Source organism: Priestia sp. TGN 0903, from assembly GCF_050846855.1.
GTDB lineage: Bacteria > Bacillota > Bacilli > Bacillales > Bacillaceae_H > Priestia > Priestia zanthoxyli.
The window spans coordinates 264,857-283,567 of record NZ_JBOZGL010000003.1 but is presented as its reverse complement, the minus strand read 5'-3'; the positions used below and the strand labels follow the sequence as shown (position 1 = coordinate 283,567).

Annotated in this window: 23 protein-coding genes; 8 read left to right on the top strand and 15 right to left on the bottom strand. The window is 38.5% G+C overall.

The features are described 5' to 3' along the window. Window positions 1–98: 98 nt before the first annotated feature. Both ACRPLY_RS12370 and ACRPLY_RS12365 read right to left on the bottom strand, forming a co-directional pair. The gene (locus tag ACRPLY_RS12370) at window positions 99–548 is read right to left on the bottom strand and encodes a DUF6188 family protein (protein WP_028414417.1); all 450 of its coding nucleotides are present in this window, start codon (window positions 546–548) and stop codon (window positions 99–101) included. Window positions 549–581: 33 nt separating this feature from the next. Beyond that, window positions 582–1,157 carry a TetR/AcrR family transcriptional regulator gene (locus ACRPLY_RS12365; RefSeq protein WP_028414418.1) on the bottom strand — a complete coding sequence of 192 codons (576 nt, stop codon included), beginning with the start codon at window positions 1,155–1,157 and terminating at the stop codon, window positions 582–584. A gap of 259 nt (window positions 1,158–1,416) precedes the next feature. Between ACRPLY_RS12365 and ACRPLY_RS12360 the strand changes: the two genes are divergently transcribed. Then, a complete protein-coding gene (locus ACRPLY_RS12360; RefSeq protein WP_013083888.1) occupies window positions 1,417–1,710 on the top strand; it encodes a DUF3817 domain-containing protein in 294 nt (97 codons plus the stop codon). Between the two features lie 47 nt (window positions 1,711–1,757). Here the strand turns inward: ACRPLY_RS12360 and ACRPLY_RS12355 are convergent, their stop codons facing one another. Together ACRPLY_RS12355 and hutI are read right to left on the bottom strand one after the other, a co-directional pair. Further along, window positions 1,758–2,132, bottom strand: coding sequence for a DUF7674 family protein (locus ACRPLY_RS12355; protein WP_028414419.1), 375 nt, complete (start codon window positions 2,130–2,132; stop codon window positions 1,758–1,760). Between the two features lie 75 nt (window positions 2,133–2,207). Continuing rightward, window positions 2,208–3,485: an imidazolonepropionase gene (hutI, locus tag ACRPLY_RS12350; RefSeq protein WP_028414420.1), complete on the bottom strand. Its 1,278-nt coding sequence runs from the start codon at window positions 3,483–3,485 to the stop codon at window positions 2,208–2,210. A gap of 414 nt (window positions 3,486–3,899) precedes the next feature. On the opposite strand from hutI, the gene ACRPLY_RS12345 reads away from it, so the two are divergent. Continuing rightward, on the top strand, window positions 3,900–4,163 hold the full coding sequence (locus tag ACRPLY_RS12345; protein WP_013057818.1) for a hypothetical protein: 264 nt from the start codon (window positions 3,900–3,902) through the stop codon (window positions 4,161–4,163). A 34-nt stretch (window positions 4,164–4,197) separates the two neighbouring features. Here ACRPLY_RS12345 and ACRPLY_RS12340 read toward each other — a convergent pair whose 3' ends face one another. The 3 genes from ACRPLY_RS12340 to ACRPLY_RS12330 all read right to left on the bottom strand — a co-directional run bounded on the left by ACRPLY_RS12340 (window position 4,198) and on the right by ACRPLY_RS12330 (window position 6,216). Further along, entirely contained in the window at window positions 4,198–5,025 is an 828-nt protein-coding gene (locus ACRPLY_RS12340; RefSeq protein WP_028414421.1) for an LCP family protein, read from the bottom strand. Window positions 5,026–5,158: 133 nt separating this feature from the next. Continuing rightward, window positions 5,159–5,701, bottom strand: a complete 543-nt coding sequence (locus ACRPLY_RS12335; protein WP_028414422.1) for a GNAT family N-acetyltransferase — start codon at window positions 5,699–5,701, stop codon at window positions 5,159–5,161. Window positions 5,702–5,802: 101 nt separating this feature from the next. Further along, complete coding sequence (locus ACRPLY_RS12330) at window positions 5,803–6,216, bottom strand: hypothetical protein (RefSeq protein ID WP_033580565.1); 414 nt, start codon at window positions 6,214–6,216, stop codon at window positions 5,803–5,805. Window positions 6,217–6,397: 181 nt separating this feature from the next. On the opposite strand from ACRPLY_RS12330, the gene ACRPLY_RS12325 reads away from it, so the two are divergent. Together ACRPLY_RS12325 and ACRPLY_RS12320 are read left to right on the top strand one after the other, a co-directional pair. Beyond that, a complete protein-coding gene (locus ACRPLY_RS12325) occupies window positions 6,398–7,177 on the top strand; it encodes an undecaprenyl-diphosphate phosphatase (RefSeq protein ID WP_325077159.1) in 780 nt (259 codons plus the stop codon). A gap of 1 nt (window position 7,178) precedes the next feature. Next, window positions 7,179–7,517, top strand: coding sequence for a hypothetical protein (locus ACRPLY_RS12320; RefSeq protein WP_028414424.1), 339 nt, complete (start codon window positions 7,179–7,181; stop codon window positions 7,515–7,517). A gap of 29 nt (window positions 7,518–7,546) precedes the next feature. Here ACRPLY_RS12320 and qoxD read toward each other — a convergent pair whose 3' ends face one another. From qoxD to ACRPLY_RS12280, 8 genes are all read right to left on the bottom strand, one after another. Beyond that, window positions 7,547–7,855, bottom strand: a complete 309-nt coding sequence (gene qoxD, locus ACRPLY_RS12315) for a cytochrome aa3 quinol oxidase subunit IV (protein ID WP_013057824.1) — start codon at window positions 7,853–7,855, stop codon at window positions 7,547–7,549. A gap of 3 nt (window positions 7,856–7,858) precedes the next feature. Then, on the bottom strand, window positions 7,859–8,467 hold the full coding sequence (qoxC, locus tag ACRPLY_RS12310; protein WP_013057825.1) for a cytochrome aa3 quinol oxidase subunit III: 609 nt from the start codon (window positions 8,465–8,467) through the stop codon (window positions 7,859–7,861). After that, on the bottom strand, window positions 8,467–10,410 hold the full coding sequence (gene qoxB / locus ACRPLY_RS12305; RefSeq protein WP_013083896.1) for a cytochrome aa3 quinol oxidase subunit I: 1,944 nt from the start codon (window positions 10,408–10,410) through the stop codon (window positions 8,467–8,469). Before qoxB ends, qoxC begins: the two co-directional genes overlap by 1 nt. Before the next feature lie 46 nt (window positions 10,411–10,456). After that, a complete protein-coding gene (qoxA, locus tag ACRPLY_RS12300; protein ID WP_013057827.1) occupies window positions 10,457–11,410 on the bottom strand; it encodes a cytochrome aa3 quinol oxidase subunit II in 954 nt (317 codons plus the stop codon). Between the two features lie 566 nt (window positions 11,411–11,976). Continuing rightward, a complete protein-coding gene (locus ACRPLY_RS12295; RefSeq protein WP_013057828.1) occupies window positions 11,977–12,555 on the bottom strand; it encodes a hypothetical protein in 579 nt (192 codons plus the stop codon). 307 nt (window positions 12,556–12,862) lie between these two features. After that, window positions 12,863–13,210: a rhodanese sulfurtransferase gene (locus ACRPLY_RS12290; RefSeq protein WP_028409228.1), complete on the bottom strand. Its 348-nt coding sequence runs from the start codon at window positions 13,208–13,210 to the stop codon at window positions 12,863–12,865. Between the two features lie 480 nt (window positions 13,211–13,690). Next, on the bottom strand, window positions 13,691–13,843 hold the full coding sequence (locus tag ACRPLY_RS12285) for a hypothetical protein (protein WP_165573530.1): 153 nt from the start codon (window positions 13,841–13,843) through the stop codon (window positions 13,691–13,693). 80 nt (window positions 13,844–13,923) lie between these two features. Further along, complete coding sequence (locus ACRPLY_RS12280) at window positions 13,924–14,163, bottom strand: hypothetical protein (RefSeq protein ID WP_155010009.1); 240 nt, start codon at window positions 14,161–14,163, stop codon at window positions 13,924–13,926. 187 nt (window positions 14,164–14,350) lie between these two features. On the opposite strand from ACRPLY_RS12280, the gene ACRPLY_RS12275 reads away from it, so the two are divergent. The 4 genes from ACRPLY_RS12275 to ACRPLY_RS12260 all read left to right on the top strand — a co-directional run bounded on the left by ACRPLY_RS12275 (window position 14,351) and on the right by ACRPLY_RS12260 (window position 18,708). Then, window positions 14,351–14,779, top strand: a complete 429-nt coding sequence (locus ACRPLY_RS12275) for a PAS domain-containing protein (RefSeq protein WP_223546161.1) — start codon at window positions 14,351–14,353, stop codon at window positions 14,777–14,779. Between the two features lie 300 nt (window positions 14,780–15,079). Next, window positions 15,080–15,439, top strand: a complete 360-nt coding sequence (locus tag ACRPLY_RS12270) for an ArsR/SmtB family transcription factor (protein ID WP_028414427.1) — start codon at window positions 15,080–15,082, stop codon at window positions 15,437–15,439. Between the two features lie 31 nt (window positions 15,440–15,470). Continuing rightward, window positions 15,471–18,029, top strand: coding sequence for a heavy metal translocating P-type ATPase (locus tag ACRPLY_RS12265; RefSeq protein ID WP_098113276.1), 2,559 nt, complete (start codon window positions 15,471–15,473; stop codon window positions 18,027–18,029). A 58-nt stretch (window positions 18,030–18,087) separates the two neighbouring features. Then, window positions 18,088–18,708, top strand: a complete 621-nt coding sequence (locus ACRPLY_RS12260; protein ID WP_028414429.1) for a class I SAM-dependent methyltransferase — start codon at window positions 18,088–18,090, stop codon at window positions 18,706–18,708. Window positions 18,709–18,711: the final 3 nt, after the last annotated feature.

Genomic DNA, 18,711 nt, shown 5'->3' with positions numbered 1-18,711 from the left:
GTTATTTGAGAAGCCTTCATCCTTTAATAGCTGCAGACCCGTTTTATTTTTTTAAACAATTTTAGAGTACCCATGGGTCAGTTTTTCGTAAAAAAAACTCACCTCCTTTCATGTGCTGATGAACTGTCTATACAAACTGAAATTTGATGGTCGCACGCTCCCCCTGGAAGCGAGATAAAGGAAAAGCCGTCTTGACCATATAAATCCCAGCCTTCAAAAAACGAGCTGTCATGAAACATATCTAGCGCATACCCGTTAGAAAACGCAATTCGAAGTATACCGATATCTTCATACCACTGTATAGAGAGAATGCGCTGGCCAAGCAGCAGCGCTTCGACTTGCTGACGCTGCTCAGCGGAATGTAGCGATTTCCAGTCTGCTTGACCAAGCAAGATGCTGCGTTTGTTTTTTAGTCTCCATGGACATTCTGCCACAAGTCCGCCTTTACTAAATCCAAGAGAAAACGGCAGGGTGTTGTCTGTGTTTACCTTGGTAACGGTTTGTTCTTGAAAATATGAAAAATTAATTACTGTGCTGCTGTTATTCATCATATCCCTCCATTATCAACCAGTACCGACGAGTCATTTTTGGGTCTCAAAATAGCAACCTTCAATGTATAAGTTCACAATGAACTCCGCATAGTTCATGATATCTTCTTCTGTTATATCATCATCGGAAACGATATCCATCCTATACCCATTTAACATGCTGCAAAACGCTTTTGAGTGTAAAAAAGCGTTTTTTATTTTTTGCTCTTCAATCAATTTAGCAACAAGCCCGTGATAATCCTCAAAAAATTGATGAAGACGACCCATCATTTCTGGCATTTGGTGAGGGGCTTGCCAAAAAGAGTCCGGATATTTTTTAGTTTCGTAAAAAAAGAGCAGGTGATGTTTCGCAACTGAATAGAGCTTTTCGTGAAACGTTTGGCATTTATCTGTTCTTCGCTTTGCATGATACAAAAACTCATCAAACGAACGATTATTAACAGCGATATAAAGCGACTCTTTAGACGAAAAGTACAAGTAAAGCGTTCCTTTAGATACACCCGCTAGTTTAGCAATATCAATCATTTTTGCTTCATAGTAACCTTTGGATCCGAACACTTCAAAAGCAGCATCTAAAATTTTCTCCCGCTGCTGTTTTCGGTTTGTCATGATAAAAATCCTCTCATACGTTTTCGATACTATACATATAAAATAATTAAAATAACTTGTCAACACGTAGTGTGCTTCTTTATACATTGCATCACAAGAGTATGTCAGTTTTTTAAACACAACACTTCTATAGCGCAAATTAAAGCGTTTTCGACTTTTTTGTGACAGATACAAATGATGCTTGTATATGAAGAGCTTGCTATGGTACATTTTTGTCATCGATACAGAAATTTATTCCGTCGTTACGGGAGGAGAAAACATGGTTCTTACATCACCAATCGGTCGCCTGCGCTTAGTAGGAATTTTAGAAGGAATTTCATTTTTACTGCTGCTGGGCATTGCTATGCCGCTAAAATATGCAGCAGGCATACCCGAAGCTGTATCAGTTGTAGGCGCAGCACACGGTGCACTTTTTGTGCTGTATGCTCTTGCAGTCGTTCATGTAAAATTCGCTCATAAATGGTCAATCGGCCGCTCTTTATTTGCATTTCTTATGTCGGTTATTCCGTTTGGTCCTTTTATTTTAGAGCGCCAGCTGAAAAAAGAACAGTAAAAGAAAAGAACGTCACGGACATCATGTTTCCATGACGTTCTTTTTCCTTACTGTTCCGCACTATTTTCGCTAAAGTGGTCAATCGTTTTCCACCACTTCAGTGAGTGAGGTTTTAATAGCATTCCAATTTCTTCTGGACTAATTTGCTGATCTATAATCATTTCATGCATTGCTTGAAAGAGTCCCGTTGTAACAGCTTCTTTCACATCAGATTCACCTTCTATATACAGCTGTTCAATCGCTTCAAACACATCCGGTTCACGTTCGAGCTGGCCGTTATATTCAAGAGAGATCAAATGACCCGCTACTCGGCTTAATTCATGCTGCAGCTCTTCTTTATCGTTGAAGTTGATTTCTTCGCTTGGCTCAAAAGATGGGCAAGCTTCTTTTAGTAATGGAATAACATTTTGTTTTGTAATCATATCTAAATTCCCTGCCTTTGCATGTGTGACAAATTCTCTATTCTTTACCCTTTTCTCTTTTTCTATAAACTTGTTTTACAAAACTTTACCGTTTTCTACAACTACTTCTCCTTTTTTCACTACGCTATCAATATGATTCAAGCCATACTGATATTGAAGGGTTCGATAACTAGAGACATTAAAAATCGCTAAGTCAGCTTGTTTTCCGGCTTCAATACTCCCAATCTTATCTCCTTGATTAATAGCATGAGCTGCGTTAATAGTTGTGGCTACAAGCACTTCTTCAGGACTCATGTTCATATTCATACATGCCAGATTCATCACAAATTGCTGTGAAGTCGTTGGAGATGAGCCTGGATTGCAGTCTGTAGAAAGAGTAACTGGAACGCCTAAATCGATCATTTTTCTAGCATCTGGCCATTTCATTCCAACAAATAAGGAATTCCCCGGTAAAAGTGTGGCTACGATCCGTTTTTCAGCCAGTTTCTTTAACCCTTCATCAGAAGCATACAAAAGATAATCTGCTGATATCGCTCCTACCTCTGCTGCGAGCTCTGCTCCTCTGCAGTATTCAAAGGGGTCGGCATGTATTTTAGGAAGCATGCCATGGCTTTTCCCGGCTTCGAGTATTTCTTGACATTGTTGGAATGAAAAAGCATTTGGAAGACATACAGCATCATTAAATGCTGCGAGCTTATAAGAAGAAATTTGAGGAATCATTTCGTGAATAAGTAAATTGACGTATTTCTGCGTATCTCTTTTATATGCTAAAGGTACGACGTGTGCTCCTAAGAAGGTGCTTATGACATCAACTGGGTGTGTATCATTCAGCATTTTAGCGATTTGCAGCTGCTTCAGTTCTGTTTCTAGTTCTAAGCCGTACCCGCTTTTGACTTCTACAGTCGTGACTCCGTGAGCTAGAAAAGACGTAAGACGCTCATAGCTCTGCTGATAAATCCGGTACGCATATTCTTCCTGTGTTTGAACGACAGTGGAGTGAATACCTCCACCTTCTTCTAATAAATCCAAGTAAGAAGTTGGTCTTTCAAATCGCCTATAAAATTCTTCTTCACGAGAGCCAGCGTACACAGCGTGTGTATGAGGATCAATCAGACCCGGAGTCACAATTTTATGAGAAGCATCAATAATGGTTGCGTCATTCCTTTCCCTTTCATATTTTTGTTCTAGCTCTTTTGTTGTACCTACGGTCACAATTTGATCTCCTTCTATCCAGACTGAGCCATTTTCAATCACCGTCAAGTTTCTCATTTCTTTTCCAGCTAAAGGACCTTTATTTTCTTTGGCCGTTACAACTTGCGAAGCATTTTTAATCCATAGCGCTTTTTTGGACATCGTTGAATTTCCCCCTTTTCTAGCGTGTACCACGTTTTGGGGCTCCATGTTTACCGTAAACTCATTTAGATTCATCTACACATTTCGCACCTCTGCCTTCTTTCTTGTAGGTAGAAATTCGAAAAAGCATGTCCATGGTCTGAAAAGCGTGTTTTTAAGTCTTTAAAGCTAGATAACTTATATTTTTTTCAATTATATACGCTTTTAGACCCTTTTTTTTCTCCGTTTTCTTACTTATTGACTGTTGTTTTATACAGATATATCCTTATATACTAAATCTTTTATCACATGTATTTTATAAACATCACGGCGAGGTCCCCTCAATAGGATAAATAATAGATTTCTAGGAAGAGAACGTTTATAATATTCTTTGAAGTTTTACTTTTAGAAAGATTCACTAATGGAGGAAGAAATATGATTGTCAACTATAAAAACCAAGCAACCGGCCATCGCATGAATAACGGCTGGAATCTTTTCTATGCGTCAAACTTAACGATGTGGCGCAAAGATGAAAAGTATTTGCTTTTAGATGAAAACCAAGATGTAGTGATGATCTTTGGCTTTAAAAAAGACGAAATCATTCTAGATAAATTGCAAACGTGGGGCTATACATTTGGTGTCCATCCAGAGAAAAAACAAATTTCCTGCTTGCAGCGTCAAGAAGAAATTGGTGAATAAAAAGAGGGCTGAAAAAATTCAGCCCTCTTTTTTATTAATGGGTTTGTTGAAACATAGCGCTCAGCTGCTTTTTTTCAGATGGTTTTACAACATAATACCATGTACCATCTACCATTTGTCCTTCTCCTTTTACCGTTACCGTTTCGAAATCAGGCCGTCCATTCTTAATGACGTTATACATCGTAAATGCATCGCTGACATCAATATTCGTTTGGATATGCTTTTTTGCGAGCGTGAGAAGACTTGGGATATTTTTCACCGTTGACATGTTCATTCCTTTATCTAATAGAGCTTCCACCACTTGACGCTGGCGATTGTTTCTTCCTAAATCACCTTTTGGGTCTTCATGTCTCATCCGTACATAGGCAAGAGCTTTTTCACCGTTCAACGCATTTTCTCCTTCAGGAAAGATAAATGAATCAAAGACAAAAGGAAACGGGTTATTCACGTTCACGCCGCCAAGTTCATCGACTACATCTTTGAACCCCTCCATATTTACTTTCACATAGTAGTCAACGTCAATATTTAAAAAATTCTCAACCGTGCGCACGGTTAAAGGAATGCCTCCGTATCGATAAGCATGGTTAATTTTCTCATCCGTCCCTTTTCCATCAATGTGCACGCGCGTATCTCTAGGGATCGGCATAACCTTTGCTTTATTATGGCTTTTATCTAAATTGACCACCATTAATACATCTGAGCGGCCCGTATCGCCTGGCCTTTCATCTACGCCCATAACGAGTACATTAAACGAATGAGGCTGCTCTTTAGCAGATGTTTGATGCTGATAGACAATTCCAAACCCAGCGGTTCCTAAAAGCAACATACATGCCGCTAAGACGCCTACTTTGTATTTTTTCATTCATACGGCCTCCTTTACACATCACTTACTCTCTATATGCCTTAATGAATGAAAATTTATACCTTCTTGAGGAAATTTAAGCACACGTCAAAAAAGCCCGCTTGTTGGGAAGCTGGCTTTTCACTAGTAGATGTTAGCTTGATTTTTGATGCACATCACGCTGTGCCCATTCACTTTCTAGCATACTCATTTCAATTAAGCTCCAGTACTGTCCATCTACAAGCCGGACATCTCGAAGAAGGCCTTCGCGTGTAAAGCCAATTCGTTCATAAGACTGAATCGCCCGCTCGTTAAAATCAAAGACGCCGAGCGAAATTCGGTGAAGGCCCAGTTCTTCAAAACCGAAAGCTAACACTTTTTCAAACATGTGCGCGCAAAACCCTTTTCCTCTATACTTTTCACCAAGCAGCACTCGGCCAATTCTTCCTGTTTTATGATAATAATCAATATGAGCCAAGGAAATATGCCCAATAAGCTGTTCATTGTCATCTATGACAGAAAAAGCATAGGTAGAGGCACCATCTTCATTTGCATATCGAATGTAGTGTTTTAACTGTCTAGGAGTAAGCGGAAAAGAAAAGCTAGAGCCGCTCCATTGCACCATAAATGACTCGGAGGGAATCCAATCCATTAGCTGTTTAAAGTCTTTTTTGGAGAACGGTCGTAGAGCTATCACATAATTCTCCCCCTTATTATTTCTGACTTTTCTAAATATATTACATTTATCATAATAAACTGTCAACTGTCTATGTAAAAAAAAGCCATCATTTCGATGACTTATAGCTGTAATGCTTTTCTGAGAAGAGTTAAATCATGAGTAAATTCAAAAAAATAGGTTCTATTTTCATTGTCAAATACCATCATGATTGGTTTTTGGTTCGGTTCAAGAACAAAAATAACTTCACTTGCCAGCGTGTTGACCGCACTATTTTCAATTTTCACGGCTGGATCAAGAGGTACTTTAACAAGATAGCCTTTTTTAGGAAGCGGACTTGCCTTTTTATATAAACCAGTAATGGACGCAATACTTTTTTCGGCTTCTTTTTGAACATTTGGAGGTTTGGGCGTTGAACGAACGACTCTGCCCGTTTCAATTTGAAACACCTCTACTTTTGGCTGTTCAGCACTTACTGCTTGTGGAAAAATAAAAGCAGCGAATACGACGCATACAGCAACCCATTTTCGTATCATTTTAAGCACCTCTTTCCATAGTGGATGAGATGGAGATAAGAATGGTCGTCTCTTCTTATACTATGACCTATTTTTACGTATTTATTTCACTAAATGAATGCCTATACTTCCATGTTTTTGTCATGTTCTCAGAACTTCCTCTATACACTACTAATAAGGACACGCTGTATGAGGTGATAAGATGTCGTGGTTTGAAGCATTTATTTTGGGAATCATTCAGGGGCTTACAGAGTTTTTACCGATAAGCAGCACGGGGCATTTGTATTTAGGGCGCCACTTATTTGGCTTAGACGATGCAGGATTGTATTTAGATACGATGCTGCACATGGGCACTCTGCTTGCTGTGTTTGTCTTTTATAAGCGTGAGCTATGGCATATTATTCGGCATCCGTTTAGCAAGCTTACAGGGCTTTTAGTGATAGGAACGATCCCTGCAGTTGCGATTGGTCTTTTGTTTAAAGACTATTTTGACAGCATTTCTAAATCAGGCTTAACGATCGGCTGGGAATTTCTTGCGACGGGACTGCTGTTATGGTTTGGTGATTCCGTAAAAAATGGCTATAAAAAAATGGATCATATTTCATACGGAGATGCTTTTTTTATCGGCTCGTTTCAAGCAGCTGCGATATTCCCTGCTGTATCCAGGTCTGGCTTAACGATGGTAGCTGCGTTAATGCGAAAATTAGACCGTGAAACAGCCGCTTATTTTTCCTTTTTATTGTCGACTCCGGCCATTTGCGGAGCAGTGTTACTTCAGTTAAAAGATGTAGTCACAGGTGAAGTCGAGCAGCTCTCCGTTTTCTTTTTATTCGTCGCTACCCTTTCATCTGCTTTATTCGGTTATGTAGCGGTAAAATGGATGGTCAATTATTTAAAGCATCATTCGTTAAAAACGTTTGCGATTTACGTTTGGATATTAGGTGCAGTCGTGCTTGTTTGTCAGTTTACGGGGGTGTTTTAAGATGAAGATAAAAGTCCGGACGCTTTTTTTAGTATTGTTTTTTGCCGGCATTTTAGTCGTGACAAGCTATGTTGATAACAATTCCCAGCAGTCGTTTGACAGCTTATCTCACCTTTCACTTGATGGAGGAGCTGTTGAAACTTCTGCTGATGAAGACGCTGCGGAACAATTAAATATGTCGGTCAAAGAAGTTCATGTTAAAACAGAAAAAAGAGGCGGATACCGAATTGAAGTATACGAACAAGTAAATGTTTATAGAGATGATAAAGGAAAAGTAGTAAAAAAAGTGGCTACGGGAGAATATCAAACGTTGAAATATAAACTGAATGAAAAAAAATAAACCACTTACCGAAGTAAGTGGTTTTATTTTTAATGGTTAAAGTGAGCTGCAAGAATCCACAGTGTACCAACAACGATACAAAGTGCAATAAAGAAACTGTAAAGAATATTTGCAACCTGTACTTTACCATTTTCACTTTCAGTCATGTGCATGAACATTACTAGCTGCATTGCTGCTTGTAATAACGCTAGGATCATGATAAGAGTCATCGTAATGCTTCTTGATAGATCAGCTAGCACTACTAAACCAAGCGCTGCGAATGTTAAGGCTAGTGAAAGGATAAGCCCAAATACATGACTAAGCGGAAAACCTGCTTTTTGGCCTTGTTTATTTTCCATGTCTTATCCCACCAATCCGTTCAAGTATACAAGCGTGAAGATGAAGATCCATACAACATCAAGGAAATGCCAGTATAAACCGATAATAAATACTTTACGAGCAGTAACTGGTGTTAATCCTCGTCTTACTAATTGAATAATAATACTGATTGCCCAGAATACACCGACTGTTACGTGAAGACCGTGCGTTCCAAGTAGTGTAAAGAACCCTGATAAGAAGGCACTTGTTTGCATTGTTGCACCTTCGTGAACTGCGTACATGTAAAACTCACGAATTTCGTAGAAAAGGAATCCTCCACCAAGAACAAGTGTAATAACAAACCAAACTAAAAGTCCTTTTAAATCATTATTACGCATTTTAAAGATGGCAATTCCCATCGTGAAACTACTGAATAGTAGTAACAGCGTTTCGATCATAAAATCTTTAACAACGAACAGTTCTTCTGCAGTAGGGCCACCCGCTGTACGTGTATGGTACGTTAAGTACGTTACGAACAGCGTAGAGAACAACGCGATCTCGGCACCTAAGAAAATCCAGAATCCAAGGATATTCAGGCGACTTTGTTCTTCTTGGTATTCTAACGGCAATGATTTATCTAAATGTCCTGCCATTATTTGTCACCCCCTGTAATTCCTTCAACCTTCTTGATTTCATCTACTTTTACATAGAAGCCCGGATCATAATCAAATGAACGAGCAAGCATACAAGCAAAAATACCTGCTAATCCAACGATTGCCATTGGAATCCATTCAAATACTAAGCCAAATCCACCGATAAACCAGAAAATACCTGAGATAAACGGCACACCAGAGTTGCTTGGTAAGTGAATTGGTTTTAAGTCTTCTGCTTTAATTTCTGTTTCATTACGTTTTTTCATGTGCCAGAATGCATCCATTTCTTTCACATGAGGAATTACTGCAAAGTTGTAAGCTTGAACTGGTGATTTAGTCCACCACTCAAGTGTACGACCGTCCCAAGGATCGTTTGCAGTGTCGCGTTTGTTTTTCCATGCACTGTATAATAAGTTAACTACTAATACGAAGAAGCCAAGACCCATTAAGAATGCACCGATTGTTGAAACTAAGTTTAATCCGTTCCAGCCAAGGTTGTCTGCATAAGTTTGCATACGACGAGTCATACCGTCTAAACCTAGGAAGAATTGTGGGAAGAAACATACGTTAAATCCAACAACAAAAATCCAGAATGAAATTTTTCCTAATTTTTCGTTCAACGTGTGACCGAAAATTTTCGGATACCAGAAGTATAAACCTGCGAAACAGCCAAACACTGTACCAGAGATTAATACATAGTGGAAGTGAGCGATTAGGAAGTAACTGTTATGATATTGATAATCGGCTGATGCCATCGCAAGCATAACCCCTGTTACCCCACCGATTACGAAGTTTGGAATAAACGCTAATGACCAAAGCATCGCAGTCGTAAATTTGATACGTCCTTTATACATTGTAAAGAGCCAGTTAAAGATTTTAACTCCGGTTGGTACTGCAATTAACATCGTTGTGATTGAGAAGAACGAGTTAACTGACGGTGAGTTACCCATTGTAAAGAAGTGATGCACCCATACAAGGTAACTTAAGAATGCGATACCGACCATTGATACTACCATTGCTTTATAACCGAATAAGTTCTTACGAGAATGTGTACTGATAACTTCTGAGAAGACACCGAATACCGGTAAAATAACGATATATACTTCAGGGTGACCCCAAATCCAGAATAAGTTAGCCCACATCATTGGAAGACCGCCGTTAGCCATTGTAAAGAAGGCTGTTCCGAATACACGGTCAAGTGTCATAAGTGCAAGCGCTACTGTTAATACAGGGAACGCGAAAATGATAATAATTGATGTGATGAAGATTGACCAAGTAAACATTGGCATTTTCATCATTGTCATGCCAGGGGCACGCATTTTTAAAATTGTTACAAAGAAGTTGATACCAGTCATTAATGTACCAGCACCAGCAATCTGTAGTGAAACGGCATAGAAGTTATTTCCGATACCCTCACTGAATTCTTTACCTGCAAGCGGGAAGTAACTTGTCCAACCTGCATCAGGAGCTCCTCCGATTACGAAAGAAAGGTTAAATAGCATTGCTCCCATAAAGAATGTCCAGAAACTGATTGCGTTTAAGAACGGATATGCTACGTCACGCGCACCAATTTGTAATGGAACGATTACGTTCATTAGTCCGATAATAAATGGCATTGCCATGAATAAGATCATGATAACACCGTGAGCCGTGAAGACTCCGTTGTAGTGATGTTCATCTAAAATGTTCATACCCGGGAATGCAAGCTGCATACGCATCATGATTCCATCAATTCCGCCGCGGAAAAGCATTAATACAGCTGAAAGGATGTACATGACACCGAGTCTTTTATGGTCAACTGTTGTTAACCATTCTGTCCATAACCATTTCCATTTCTTGAAATATGTTAAGACAAAAACGATACCGATGACCGTCATAGCGATTGCTGCGTCAGCAGCGTAAATCATAGGTTCGCCAGTGACGAAAAATTCATCTAGCTTCATTATGTCTTCCCCCAATCATTACGTTATTTAGTGTAATAAATGAATGTTATTCATGATTTGAGTGATCCATGTTTTCCATTTCTTCATTACTCGTTTTTTCGTCTTCTTTCATCTTGCTGTGATCATGTCCTGTACCACGTTCTAGCTCTTTGCCAGGAATGTATACATCTTTTGCATGGTCAATCCATTTTAAATGTGTACCGTTGTAAGTTTGACGACCAACAACGCCTGGGCTTAGGATTTGATCATATTTCTTTTCAGTCAATTTACCAGCTGTACCTTTTACGTCACTAACCCACTCTTTGAAGTCTTTGTCCGTTTGAGCTTGAACTTCGAACTGCATTTGAGTGAAATGTTCACCCGAGAAGTTAGCACTACGTCCCATATAAGAACCAGGCTTATCAGCTTCTAAGTATAATGGCATTGACATATTGTTCATCGAATATTTTTGTCCGCCAAGTTCTGGTACCCAGAATGAGTTCATAGGTCCTTGAGCCGTTAACTCAAATTTCACTGGCGTATCTGCTGGAATGTTTACGTAGTTAACCGTCTCGATATTTTGTTCCGGATAACTGAAAATCCATTTCCAGTTTGCAGATGTAACGTGAATCACGATTGGATCTTTATCCTTTGATTCTGCCGGTACTTCTTCTGCAGAGTAGATCGCTTTAACAGTTGGCACTGCTAATAGAATTAAGATGATGATTGGGAATGCTGTCCAAATAACCTCCATCTTTAAGTTACCTTCTTGCTCAGGTGGCTCATAGTCCATGTTTTCAGGTTTTTCACGATATTTGACAAGAACAAATATAAAAATAGCAAATACGACAACAACCACGATCAACATCATCCACATAGACCAAATGATTAAATCAGATTGCGTTTTTGCAACAGGACCTTGCGGGTTCAATACAGCAAGTTTTGAACAACCGCTCAAAAATACTAGTGAAAGCGCAGATAGTAAACCTACTAGCTTCCAAAATCCTTTTTTTGGTTTCACTTAAAACTCTCCTTTCTAACAACACATGATGCGAAGCCTATATTGATGAACATTCAAAATGCGCTATCTTTCGCTAGATAACGACATTTTTATACAGACTCTCTTCCCCCTTATTTGTAGGCCACTACTATTGTAATACAAAATGACATTTTTTTCGTCCCTTTTGCTTTATTTTTTTATATTAAAAATATTCTAATATAGTGACTGTACCAATGGGGTTAGAGTGCTTCAACCTTGCGATATTCTATCACATAATTTGGTATGAATAAATGTAAATAAAAGGATTCAGCTCCCATTTCTTAACTATTTCTTTAGGAATAACTGCAAAATTAGCTTTGCATGTTTGCTTCAACATTGATATATCAATACACATCGACATAATTGAATATTTTGTGACAAATTTTCAAAGAAAATGTGACGCCCTGTATGAAACTTATTTTGCCCGTTAATTCCCCTTTGTTTTGTAGCAAATATTTGATTTTTTTGCTTAAAATTCTTTCTTTCGAAAATATGAACAAAACGTGAATTTTTTTAAAAAGCTTTTTATTATAGAAAAAAGCCACGTGTTATTCACGCAGCTCTTGGTCCATAAATTCTTTAACCGTGATATCATCCCCTGCTTTATCTAGCAGCGTTGTCGTTGCTGGAAACGGATGTTTAATATGACTCGGTATTTTTTCATACAGCACAAAATAATCACTTTTTGGAACCGCGGCATCAATTGTATATGTATCGTGCACCAAAGCCGCCTTTACGCGCTCAATTTGTTTACTTCTATTTGTTCCTGTAAACAGCGCATATGTACCTTTATTTGTATGGATATCATCATAATCCACTAAATTGCTCATTTTGGTACTGACTTCAATACGCAGGCGTTTGTTCCATCCTTGCTTCAATACGGCCATTCCTTCTTTATCACCAGGTATGGAGAATAAGGCTATGTATGTATTAGAGTGATCAACCCGTTTAAAATCTTGCAGCGTAATCCTTGCAGAACCATCAATACTTTCTTTATGCTCCCAATTTCGCAAATGCTGCTGCACACTTGCAGCATTGTTTTCAATCGGATATCGAATCATCTCATACGCAACAATTACAACCGCTATACAAATGAACAGAAATAGCAACCGCTTTATCTTTCGCACATCTATTCACCTTCCTTAGCTTACTCCCCTTTTATGTAATTGCCTAAATTATAACTTCCTATTAAACCTCTGTCTATGCACTAGTAGAACTACGTTTTTTTTTACCACAAAAGGGATTTTTCAAACCTTTTGTCATAAAAATACGCTAAAAGACTCAGTAGCTGTTGAACCAAAAGAAACCGATCTCCACTCCGCTTCTTAATCCTTAAAGCAAAAAAAGATACCCATTTTGAAATGAGTATCGCTTAGCTTATCTATTATATCCTTCTATATCAAAGTCGTTTAAGGCTTATTTGCCGTTTTTTTATTATACACATCTTTCCGCACACATGTATCCTTTGACCTGATATCCATGTTTTTTTAGCTGCCGAATGCTTAAATTTCGGGAAATGCTGTCAGGAACAATTACGACCACTTCTTTATATGGAATTTCCTCATGCTGTCTCTCTAAATAAGGAAGCGGAATATGGATTGCTTTTTGACAGGGGTTTTGTTTCATTTCATGAAAATGACGAACATCTACATACGAAATCGTTGTAGAAGCACAGTCGGCGGTCGTCACTTTCTTTATTCCTTGCACCGGCACATAGCGTTTATAAAAACTGTAACAAATTAATAAAAGTAAAATACCTATGCTCATATATAATATCGCCATGTTTTCCTCCCAATTAATTTCTATACCCCTGTATGTATACTATATTCAAAAGAAAGAATCAACACAGAAGTACTCTATCTCATTTCTCTCTGAAAGAAAAATGGTCTTTTTACACTTTATTATGAAACCACAATAAAGTGACGAAATCAATCATTATTTATTTTGATTTTTCGAAAGATTTAAATACTAGTAAACAGATCGTTTTTTCTTATTATAATGAAGAAACGCAGAATTTTTATCTTCATTTCCCCTTTTCTTTCCCGTTAAGGCTGAGGTTCGCTTATGAGTAATATAGTAGACCCAGTGTTGCAAGAACGTCAGAAAAATGATTCTAAAAACGAAGGATGCGAGATAGGATAGTATGAACACGTGAAGCGAAAGACTATATTGTGATTGGCTCAGGAAAATACGAGTTAACTTAGAAATGCGATATACACAAAAAAAGGAAAGCTTCGGAGACGAAAGCTTTCCTTTTCTAGATTAATCTCCGTCAAGGTTTGCACGACAATTATTATGAGACAAAGAGGTACTTTGTGCTTCATGCTGTTTTTTCTCACCCTGCATTGTCATATTTTCTCCGTCCTTGCTCCCTTTAGCAATATGTTTAGTTTTCTTTCCTTGGTTTAATGTCATGTTCATTCCCCTTTCTGGTGGATATAGTGTATGAAAATAACTCACACGCCATAAGAGGAAATGATATGAAAAAGCCCCTCTTAAATTGAGTGAGCTTTCTGCCTAAAACTGCTTTTCCTTTTATTGCTGAATCCGCATGAAAGGATATTCTCTATTTTAAACGTTCGTTTCTCGTTCCTTAGTAAGCACCAAGCTTTTACGCTCTGAGGATCAATTTTATACACAATGATAAATCGCTGTGTCAAACATCCTTTATCATCCATATAAATAATTTCAACAGGTCGTTTCGAAGAGTAGCTTTCTTGAAATAGCCGTTCCATAGAATTCGCTCCTTTAATTTTTAGTTTACCGAACACACGTTCCTTTTTCAAGTGTTGTAAACTGAATAATTCGGTAGCTTTTACAGCTTAAAATGGAGAAAAGAGTGGGAAAAATGATAAAAATCATACAAATATTAGGTAATTGTGATATGGTAAAAGAGATTACTTAAGTTGGGAGAGGTGCATGATGGAAAGTAACATACTTAAATGGATCCCCGTTCCTTACTTTCAATTAAATCAAGAAGGTAAAATCCTGCATTTTTCTAGTCAAGCACATTCTTATTTTTCTTCAGTCTCCAGTCTGTGGAGCATTATTCATAAAGACGACCGGAAACAAGCAATGTGGATGCTGTCACAGCACTCTTCATCTAACCCCATCATCAGGCATTTGCGTTTGAGAACGAGCGATGATACATTTGTGAATTTTAAATGCACGATTCATTGGAAAAATAATGTAGGTCATTTAGTATGCACCGAAAAGAAAAATGTCAAGGATCCATTAGATGTTGTATTATCTGCTCAATCCTATTTAGAAAACTCAGACAAGCGATTAAAAGAATCGGACAAGGTGTTAAATAATGCAGCAGATTTATTATTTAATCGATTAAAACGATAACCAAATGAACATAATTTGCGCTGTATTCGGTTATTTCTCTCATTTTTAAAAGTCATTGAAAGGCTACCTATAGGGGTGGCTTTTTGTTTTGTTCTACACGTAAAGTCATTCTCTTTTTGTCCGCACCATTTAGTCCACAGTACATACACTAATAGGCATACTTTTCATATTTATTCTTTCTATATTTATGTTTTGCTCAGAAAAAAAGTCCGAATAATCAATAAATGTTTGAACATTTTTTAAAATTGACATATATTATAAACAAACAATCATTTGAATGTTTGAATGAAGGAGGAAATCATGCCAAAAGACCGCTGTGATATTTATTGTTTTAACGAAGAAAAGGTGAATCGTATTAAGCCTTCTATCGATGTTGAAGCTGTTCAGGATATTTCTACGATGTTCAAAGCGTTGGGAGATGAAACGCGGCTGAAAATCGTATTAGCCCTTTATAAAGGTGAGGAATTATGTGTATGTGACGTAGCCAACATTGTAGGCTCTACGGTTGCTACTGCTTCTCATCACTTAAGACTGCTGCGAAATATAGGAATTGCCAATTATCGCAAAGAAGGAAAGTTAGCTTTTTATTCTTTAAGGGATGCACATATTAAACAAGTAATTGATATTATGTTTGCTAAAAAAGAAGATGTAACCATTTAAGTTTTTCTTACCGTATAGGGAGTGGGACACAATGAAACACGAAGATAAAAAACATCATCACCATACCGGAAGCTGCTGCAGCGGCCCCTCTTCATCAGAAATTGAGAACAGCCCCTGCTGCTCCTCTTCTTCAGAAGCCGCACCTACTGAAGAACCTTCTTCCTGTAGTACAAAGAGTCACGCACACAGTCACAGCTGCTGTTCAGATACAAGTGCGTTAACGACCGATAAAAGCCAGCATTCTTGCTGCAGTGATCACGATATAGCAACAGGCAGTGACATAGAAGAAACGGCTGAATACCGCGTGTATGGAATGGATTGTCCTTCTTGTGCTGCTACGATTGAAAAAAGTTTAAAAACGTTAAACGATATTCAACACGTAGCAATCAACTACAATACAGGAAAGCTTCAAGTGGCGGCGGCAAGTGAATCAGCTCTGTCACTCATTCCAAACTCAGTGGAAAGACTGGGCTTTAGTATTGAGCCTATTCAATCAAATAAGAAAATGAAAACGTATTTGATTGAAGGAATGGACTGTGCAGCTTGTGCAAACACGATTGTGAATCATTTAAAAACAGTTCCTGCTGTCAAAGACGTACGCGTTAACTTTTCAACGGGAAAAGCACAAATTGAACATGATAATGAAGCTGATGACATTATTAAAGAAGTATCTAAAGCTGGGTATACCGCTACTTTAGTGACCAGCAGCAGGCAGCCCGCTGAATCTCGGCACCATAAAGGCAAAAATGGTCCGATTATTTTTTCAGGTATTCTCATCGCACTAGGTTTTATCGGTTCTCATACAGGAATTGCTTCTTATATGACAACTGTACTGTACGCTATTGCTATGATTGTTAGTGGATATAAGCCGGCTAAAAGTGCTTATTACGGAATCAAAAGCCGTTCTTTAGACATGAATGTTTTAATGACCGTTGCAGCACTTGGAGCAGCTGTTATTGGTGAATGGCTTGAAGGCGCTACGGTCGTTTGGCTGTTTGCTTTAGGTGTAGCTCTGCAAACAAGATCAATTGAACAAACAAGAAACTCGATACGAGGTTTGATGGATTTAGCTCCTTCTGAAGCATGGGTAAAGGAAAACGGGCAGCTGATTAAAAAAGCTGCGGAAGATATTTCAATTGGCAGCACGATTGTCGTAAAGCCAGGAGACCGAATTCCGCTCGATGGTGAAATTATAAACGGGGAATCCAGTATCAACCAAGCTCCTATTACAGGTGAATCTATTCCCGTTGATAAAGTAATGGGCGATGCTGTCTATGCCGGCACGATTAACGAAAGCGGATCTTTAGAAATTAAAGTAACAAAGCTAGTCGAAGATACGACCATTTCTAAAATCATTCATTTAGTGGAAGAAGCACAGGAGAAAAAAGCGCCGACTCAAGCATTTGTTGATAAATTTGCAACCATTTACACACCTATTGTCTTTATTTTAGCTTTATTCATTATGGTCATCCCTCCCCTGTTTGATGGTGCATGGAGCGAGTGGTTTTACAAAGGGCTTGAATTATTAGTTGTCGCTTGTCCATGCGCTCTAGTCATTTCGACTCCCGTCGCCATTGTATCTGCGATTGGAAACGCGGCGAAAAATGGCGTGCTCATTAAAGGCGGGACGTTTTTAGAAAAAGCCGGTGCAATCAATGCGATTGCTTTTGATAAAACAGGAACGCTAACAGAAGGCAAACCAGCCGTTTCAGAAGTTGTTTCCCTTGCTGCTGAAGAAAATCAGCTTTTAGCGATAACCAAAACGCTTGAAGATTATTCAAATCACCCTATTGCCCGCGCTATCGTGGATTATACTGCGGAGAAAAAAGTTGTTTCTTTACAAGGATCAAATTTTAAAATTCTTACGGGAAAAGGCGTGCAAGCAACAATTCAAGACACGGTTTATTACGCAGGTAATGCAAAATTATTCTCAGATTTAGGAACACCTCTAACACACTGCTGGTCTCAGATTGAAAAGCTTCAAAACGAAGGTAAAACGATTATTATTGTCGGAACAGCTAAAAGTGTTCTAGGCATTATTAGCGTAGCTGATACCATCAGACATACAACCGTATCTGCTTTAGAAAGCCTTAAGCAAAACGGAATGCAGCAAATTGTGATGTTAACCGGTGATAACGAAGGAACAGCTAAAATGATTGCTTCTCAGTCTCGGGTAGACCGCTATTTCGCTGATTTGCTGCCTGAAGACAAAGTAAAGGCCATACAGCAGCTTCAACATGAAGGGTATCAAACGGCTATGGTTGGAGATGGAATTAACGATGCCCCTGCCCTTGCTACTGCTGATCTTGGCATTGCAATGGGCGGTGCTGGTACTGATACAGCCATGGAAACAGCTGATATTGTCCTGATGGCAGACAATTTAGAAAAGCTTCCTCATACAATGAAGCTAAGTCGCAAAGCGTTAGCTGTTATCAAACAAAACATTTGGTTTTCTATTATTGTTAAAGTCATTGCCTTAGCCTTTATCTTCCCAGGGTGGCTTACTCTGTGGATTGCCGTCTTAAGCGATACAGGAGCAGCGCTACTTGTTATTTTAAACAGCCTTCGCTTACTCAAAATGAAAAAATAAATGGAATCTATAAGCTTTCCAGCATGCGTTGGAAAGCTTATTTTTTAGGAGGGTTTACGTGAATAACCGCTGGAACCAATTTATTTATAAGTGCTGGGCCCCTTTTTATGATGTCTTTTTTAATAACGGGATGTTTTATCGAGCCAGAAAAAAAGTCTTTCAAGATGTCCCCTTTTCGTCTGAGCAGCGCATTTTATTTGTAGGTGTTGGAACGGGTGCCGATTTAGCTTTTATTCCTCATCAAGTAAATGTAACAGCCATCGACTATTCCAGTGAAATGCTTCAAAAAGCAAAAGATAAATACAAAAACCCGTCTATAACTTTCCACCAAATGGACGCTCAGCAGCTAACATTCGACTCTTTTTCATTTGATGTTGTTGTAGCAAGCTTGATTCTTAGCGTAGTACCTGATGCAAAGCAAGCTTTAAAAGAAATGACCAGAGTAGTAAAGCCTAAGGGAACGATCCTGATTTTTGATAAATTTGAAACCAAAAAGAAATCCGCGGCTTTTCCTAAAAAAATATTCCGCCTCTTCGTAAAATTACTAGGAACGGATATTGGCCTCTCTTTTGAACATATGCTTGAAGCAAGCCGGGATCAGCTTATCTTGAAGGAAAATTCAAGCGTCATGTTGAAAGGTATGTATCGGAAAATTATTTTGCAGAAAGTTGATGAATGACTT

Coding starts and splice junctions, on each gene's coding strand:
- ACRPLY_RS12355 (WP_028414419.1), bottom strand. CDS start 2,132: ATGATTACAAAACAAAATGTTATTCCATTACTAAAAGAAGCTTGCCCA.
- ACRPLY_RS12270 (WP_028414427.1), top strand. CDS start 15,080: ATGCCAAAAGACCGCTGTGATATTTATTGTTTTAACGAAGAAAAGGTG.
- ACRPLY_RS12345 (WP_013057818.1), top strand. CDS start 3,900: ATGATTGTCAACTATAAAAACCAAGCAACCGGCCATCGCATGAATAAC.
- ACRPLY_RS12320 (WP_028414424.1), top strand. CDS start 7,179: ATGAAGATAAAAGTCCGGACGCTTTTTTTAGTATTGTTTTTTGCCGGC.
- qoxB (WP_013083896.1), bottom strand. CDS start 10,410: ATGAAGCTAGATGAATTTTTCGTCACTGGCGAACCTATGATTTACGCT.
- ACRPLY_RS12275 (WP_223546161.1), top strand. CDS start 14,351: ATGGAAAGTAACATACTTAAATGGATCCCCGTTCCTTACTTTCAATTA.
- ACRPLY_RS12325 (WP_325077159.1), top strand. CDS start 6,398: ATGTCGTGGTTTGAAGCATTTATTTTGGGAATCATTCAGGGGCTTACA.
- qoxD (WP_013057824.1), bottom strand. CDS start 7,855: ATGGAAAATAAACAAGGCCAAAAAGCAGGTTTTCCGCTTAGTCATGTA.
- ACRPLY_RS12340 (WP_028414421.1), bottom strand. CDS start 5,025: ATGAAAAAATACAAAGTAGGCGTCTTAGCGGCATGTATGTTGCTTTTA.
- ACRPLY_RS12290 (WP_028409228.1), bottom strand. CDS start 13,210: ATGGCGATATTATATATGAGCATAGGTATTTTACTTTTATTAATTTGT.
- ACRPLY_RS12265 (WP_098113276.1), top strand. CDS start 15,471: ATGAAACACGAAGATAAAAAACATCATCACCATACCGGAAGCTGCTGC.
- qoxC (WP_013057825.1), bottom strand. CDS start 8,467: ATGGCAGGACATTTAGATAAATCATTGCCGTTAGAATACCAAGAAGAA.
- ACRPLY_RS12330 (WP_033580565.1), bottom strand. CDS start 6,216: ATGATACGAAAATGGGTTGCTGTATGCGTCGTATTCGCTGCTTTTATT.
- ACRPLY_RS12285 (WP_165573530.1), bottom strand. CDS start 13,843: ATGACATTAAACCAAGGAAAGAAAACTAAACATATTGCTAAAGGGAGC.
- ACRPLY_RS12370 (WP_028414417.1), bottom strand. CDS start 548: ATGAATAACAGCAGCACAGTAATTAATTTTTCATATTTTCAAGAACAA.
- hutI (WP_028414420.1), bottom strand. CDS start 3,485: ATGTCCAAAAAAGCGCTATGGATTAAAAATGCTTCGCAAGTTGTAACG.
- ACRPLY_RS12365 (WP_028414418.1), bottom strand. CDS start 1,157: ATGACAAACCGAAAACAGCAGCGGGAGAAAATTTTAGATGCTGCTTTT.
- ACRPLY_RS12360 (WP_013083888.1), top strand. CDS start 1,417: ATGGTTCTTACATCACCAATCGGTCGCCTGCGCTTAGTAGGAATTTTA.
- ACRPLY_RS12280 (WP_155010009.1), bottom strand. CDS start 14,163: ATGGAACGGCTATTTCAAGAAAGCTACTCTTCGAAACGACCTGTTGAA.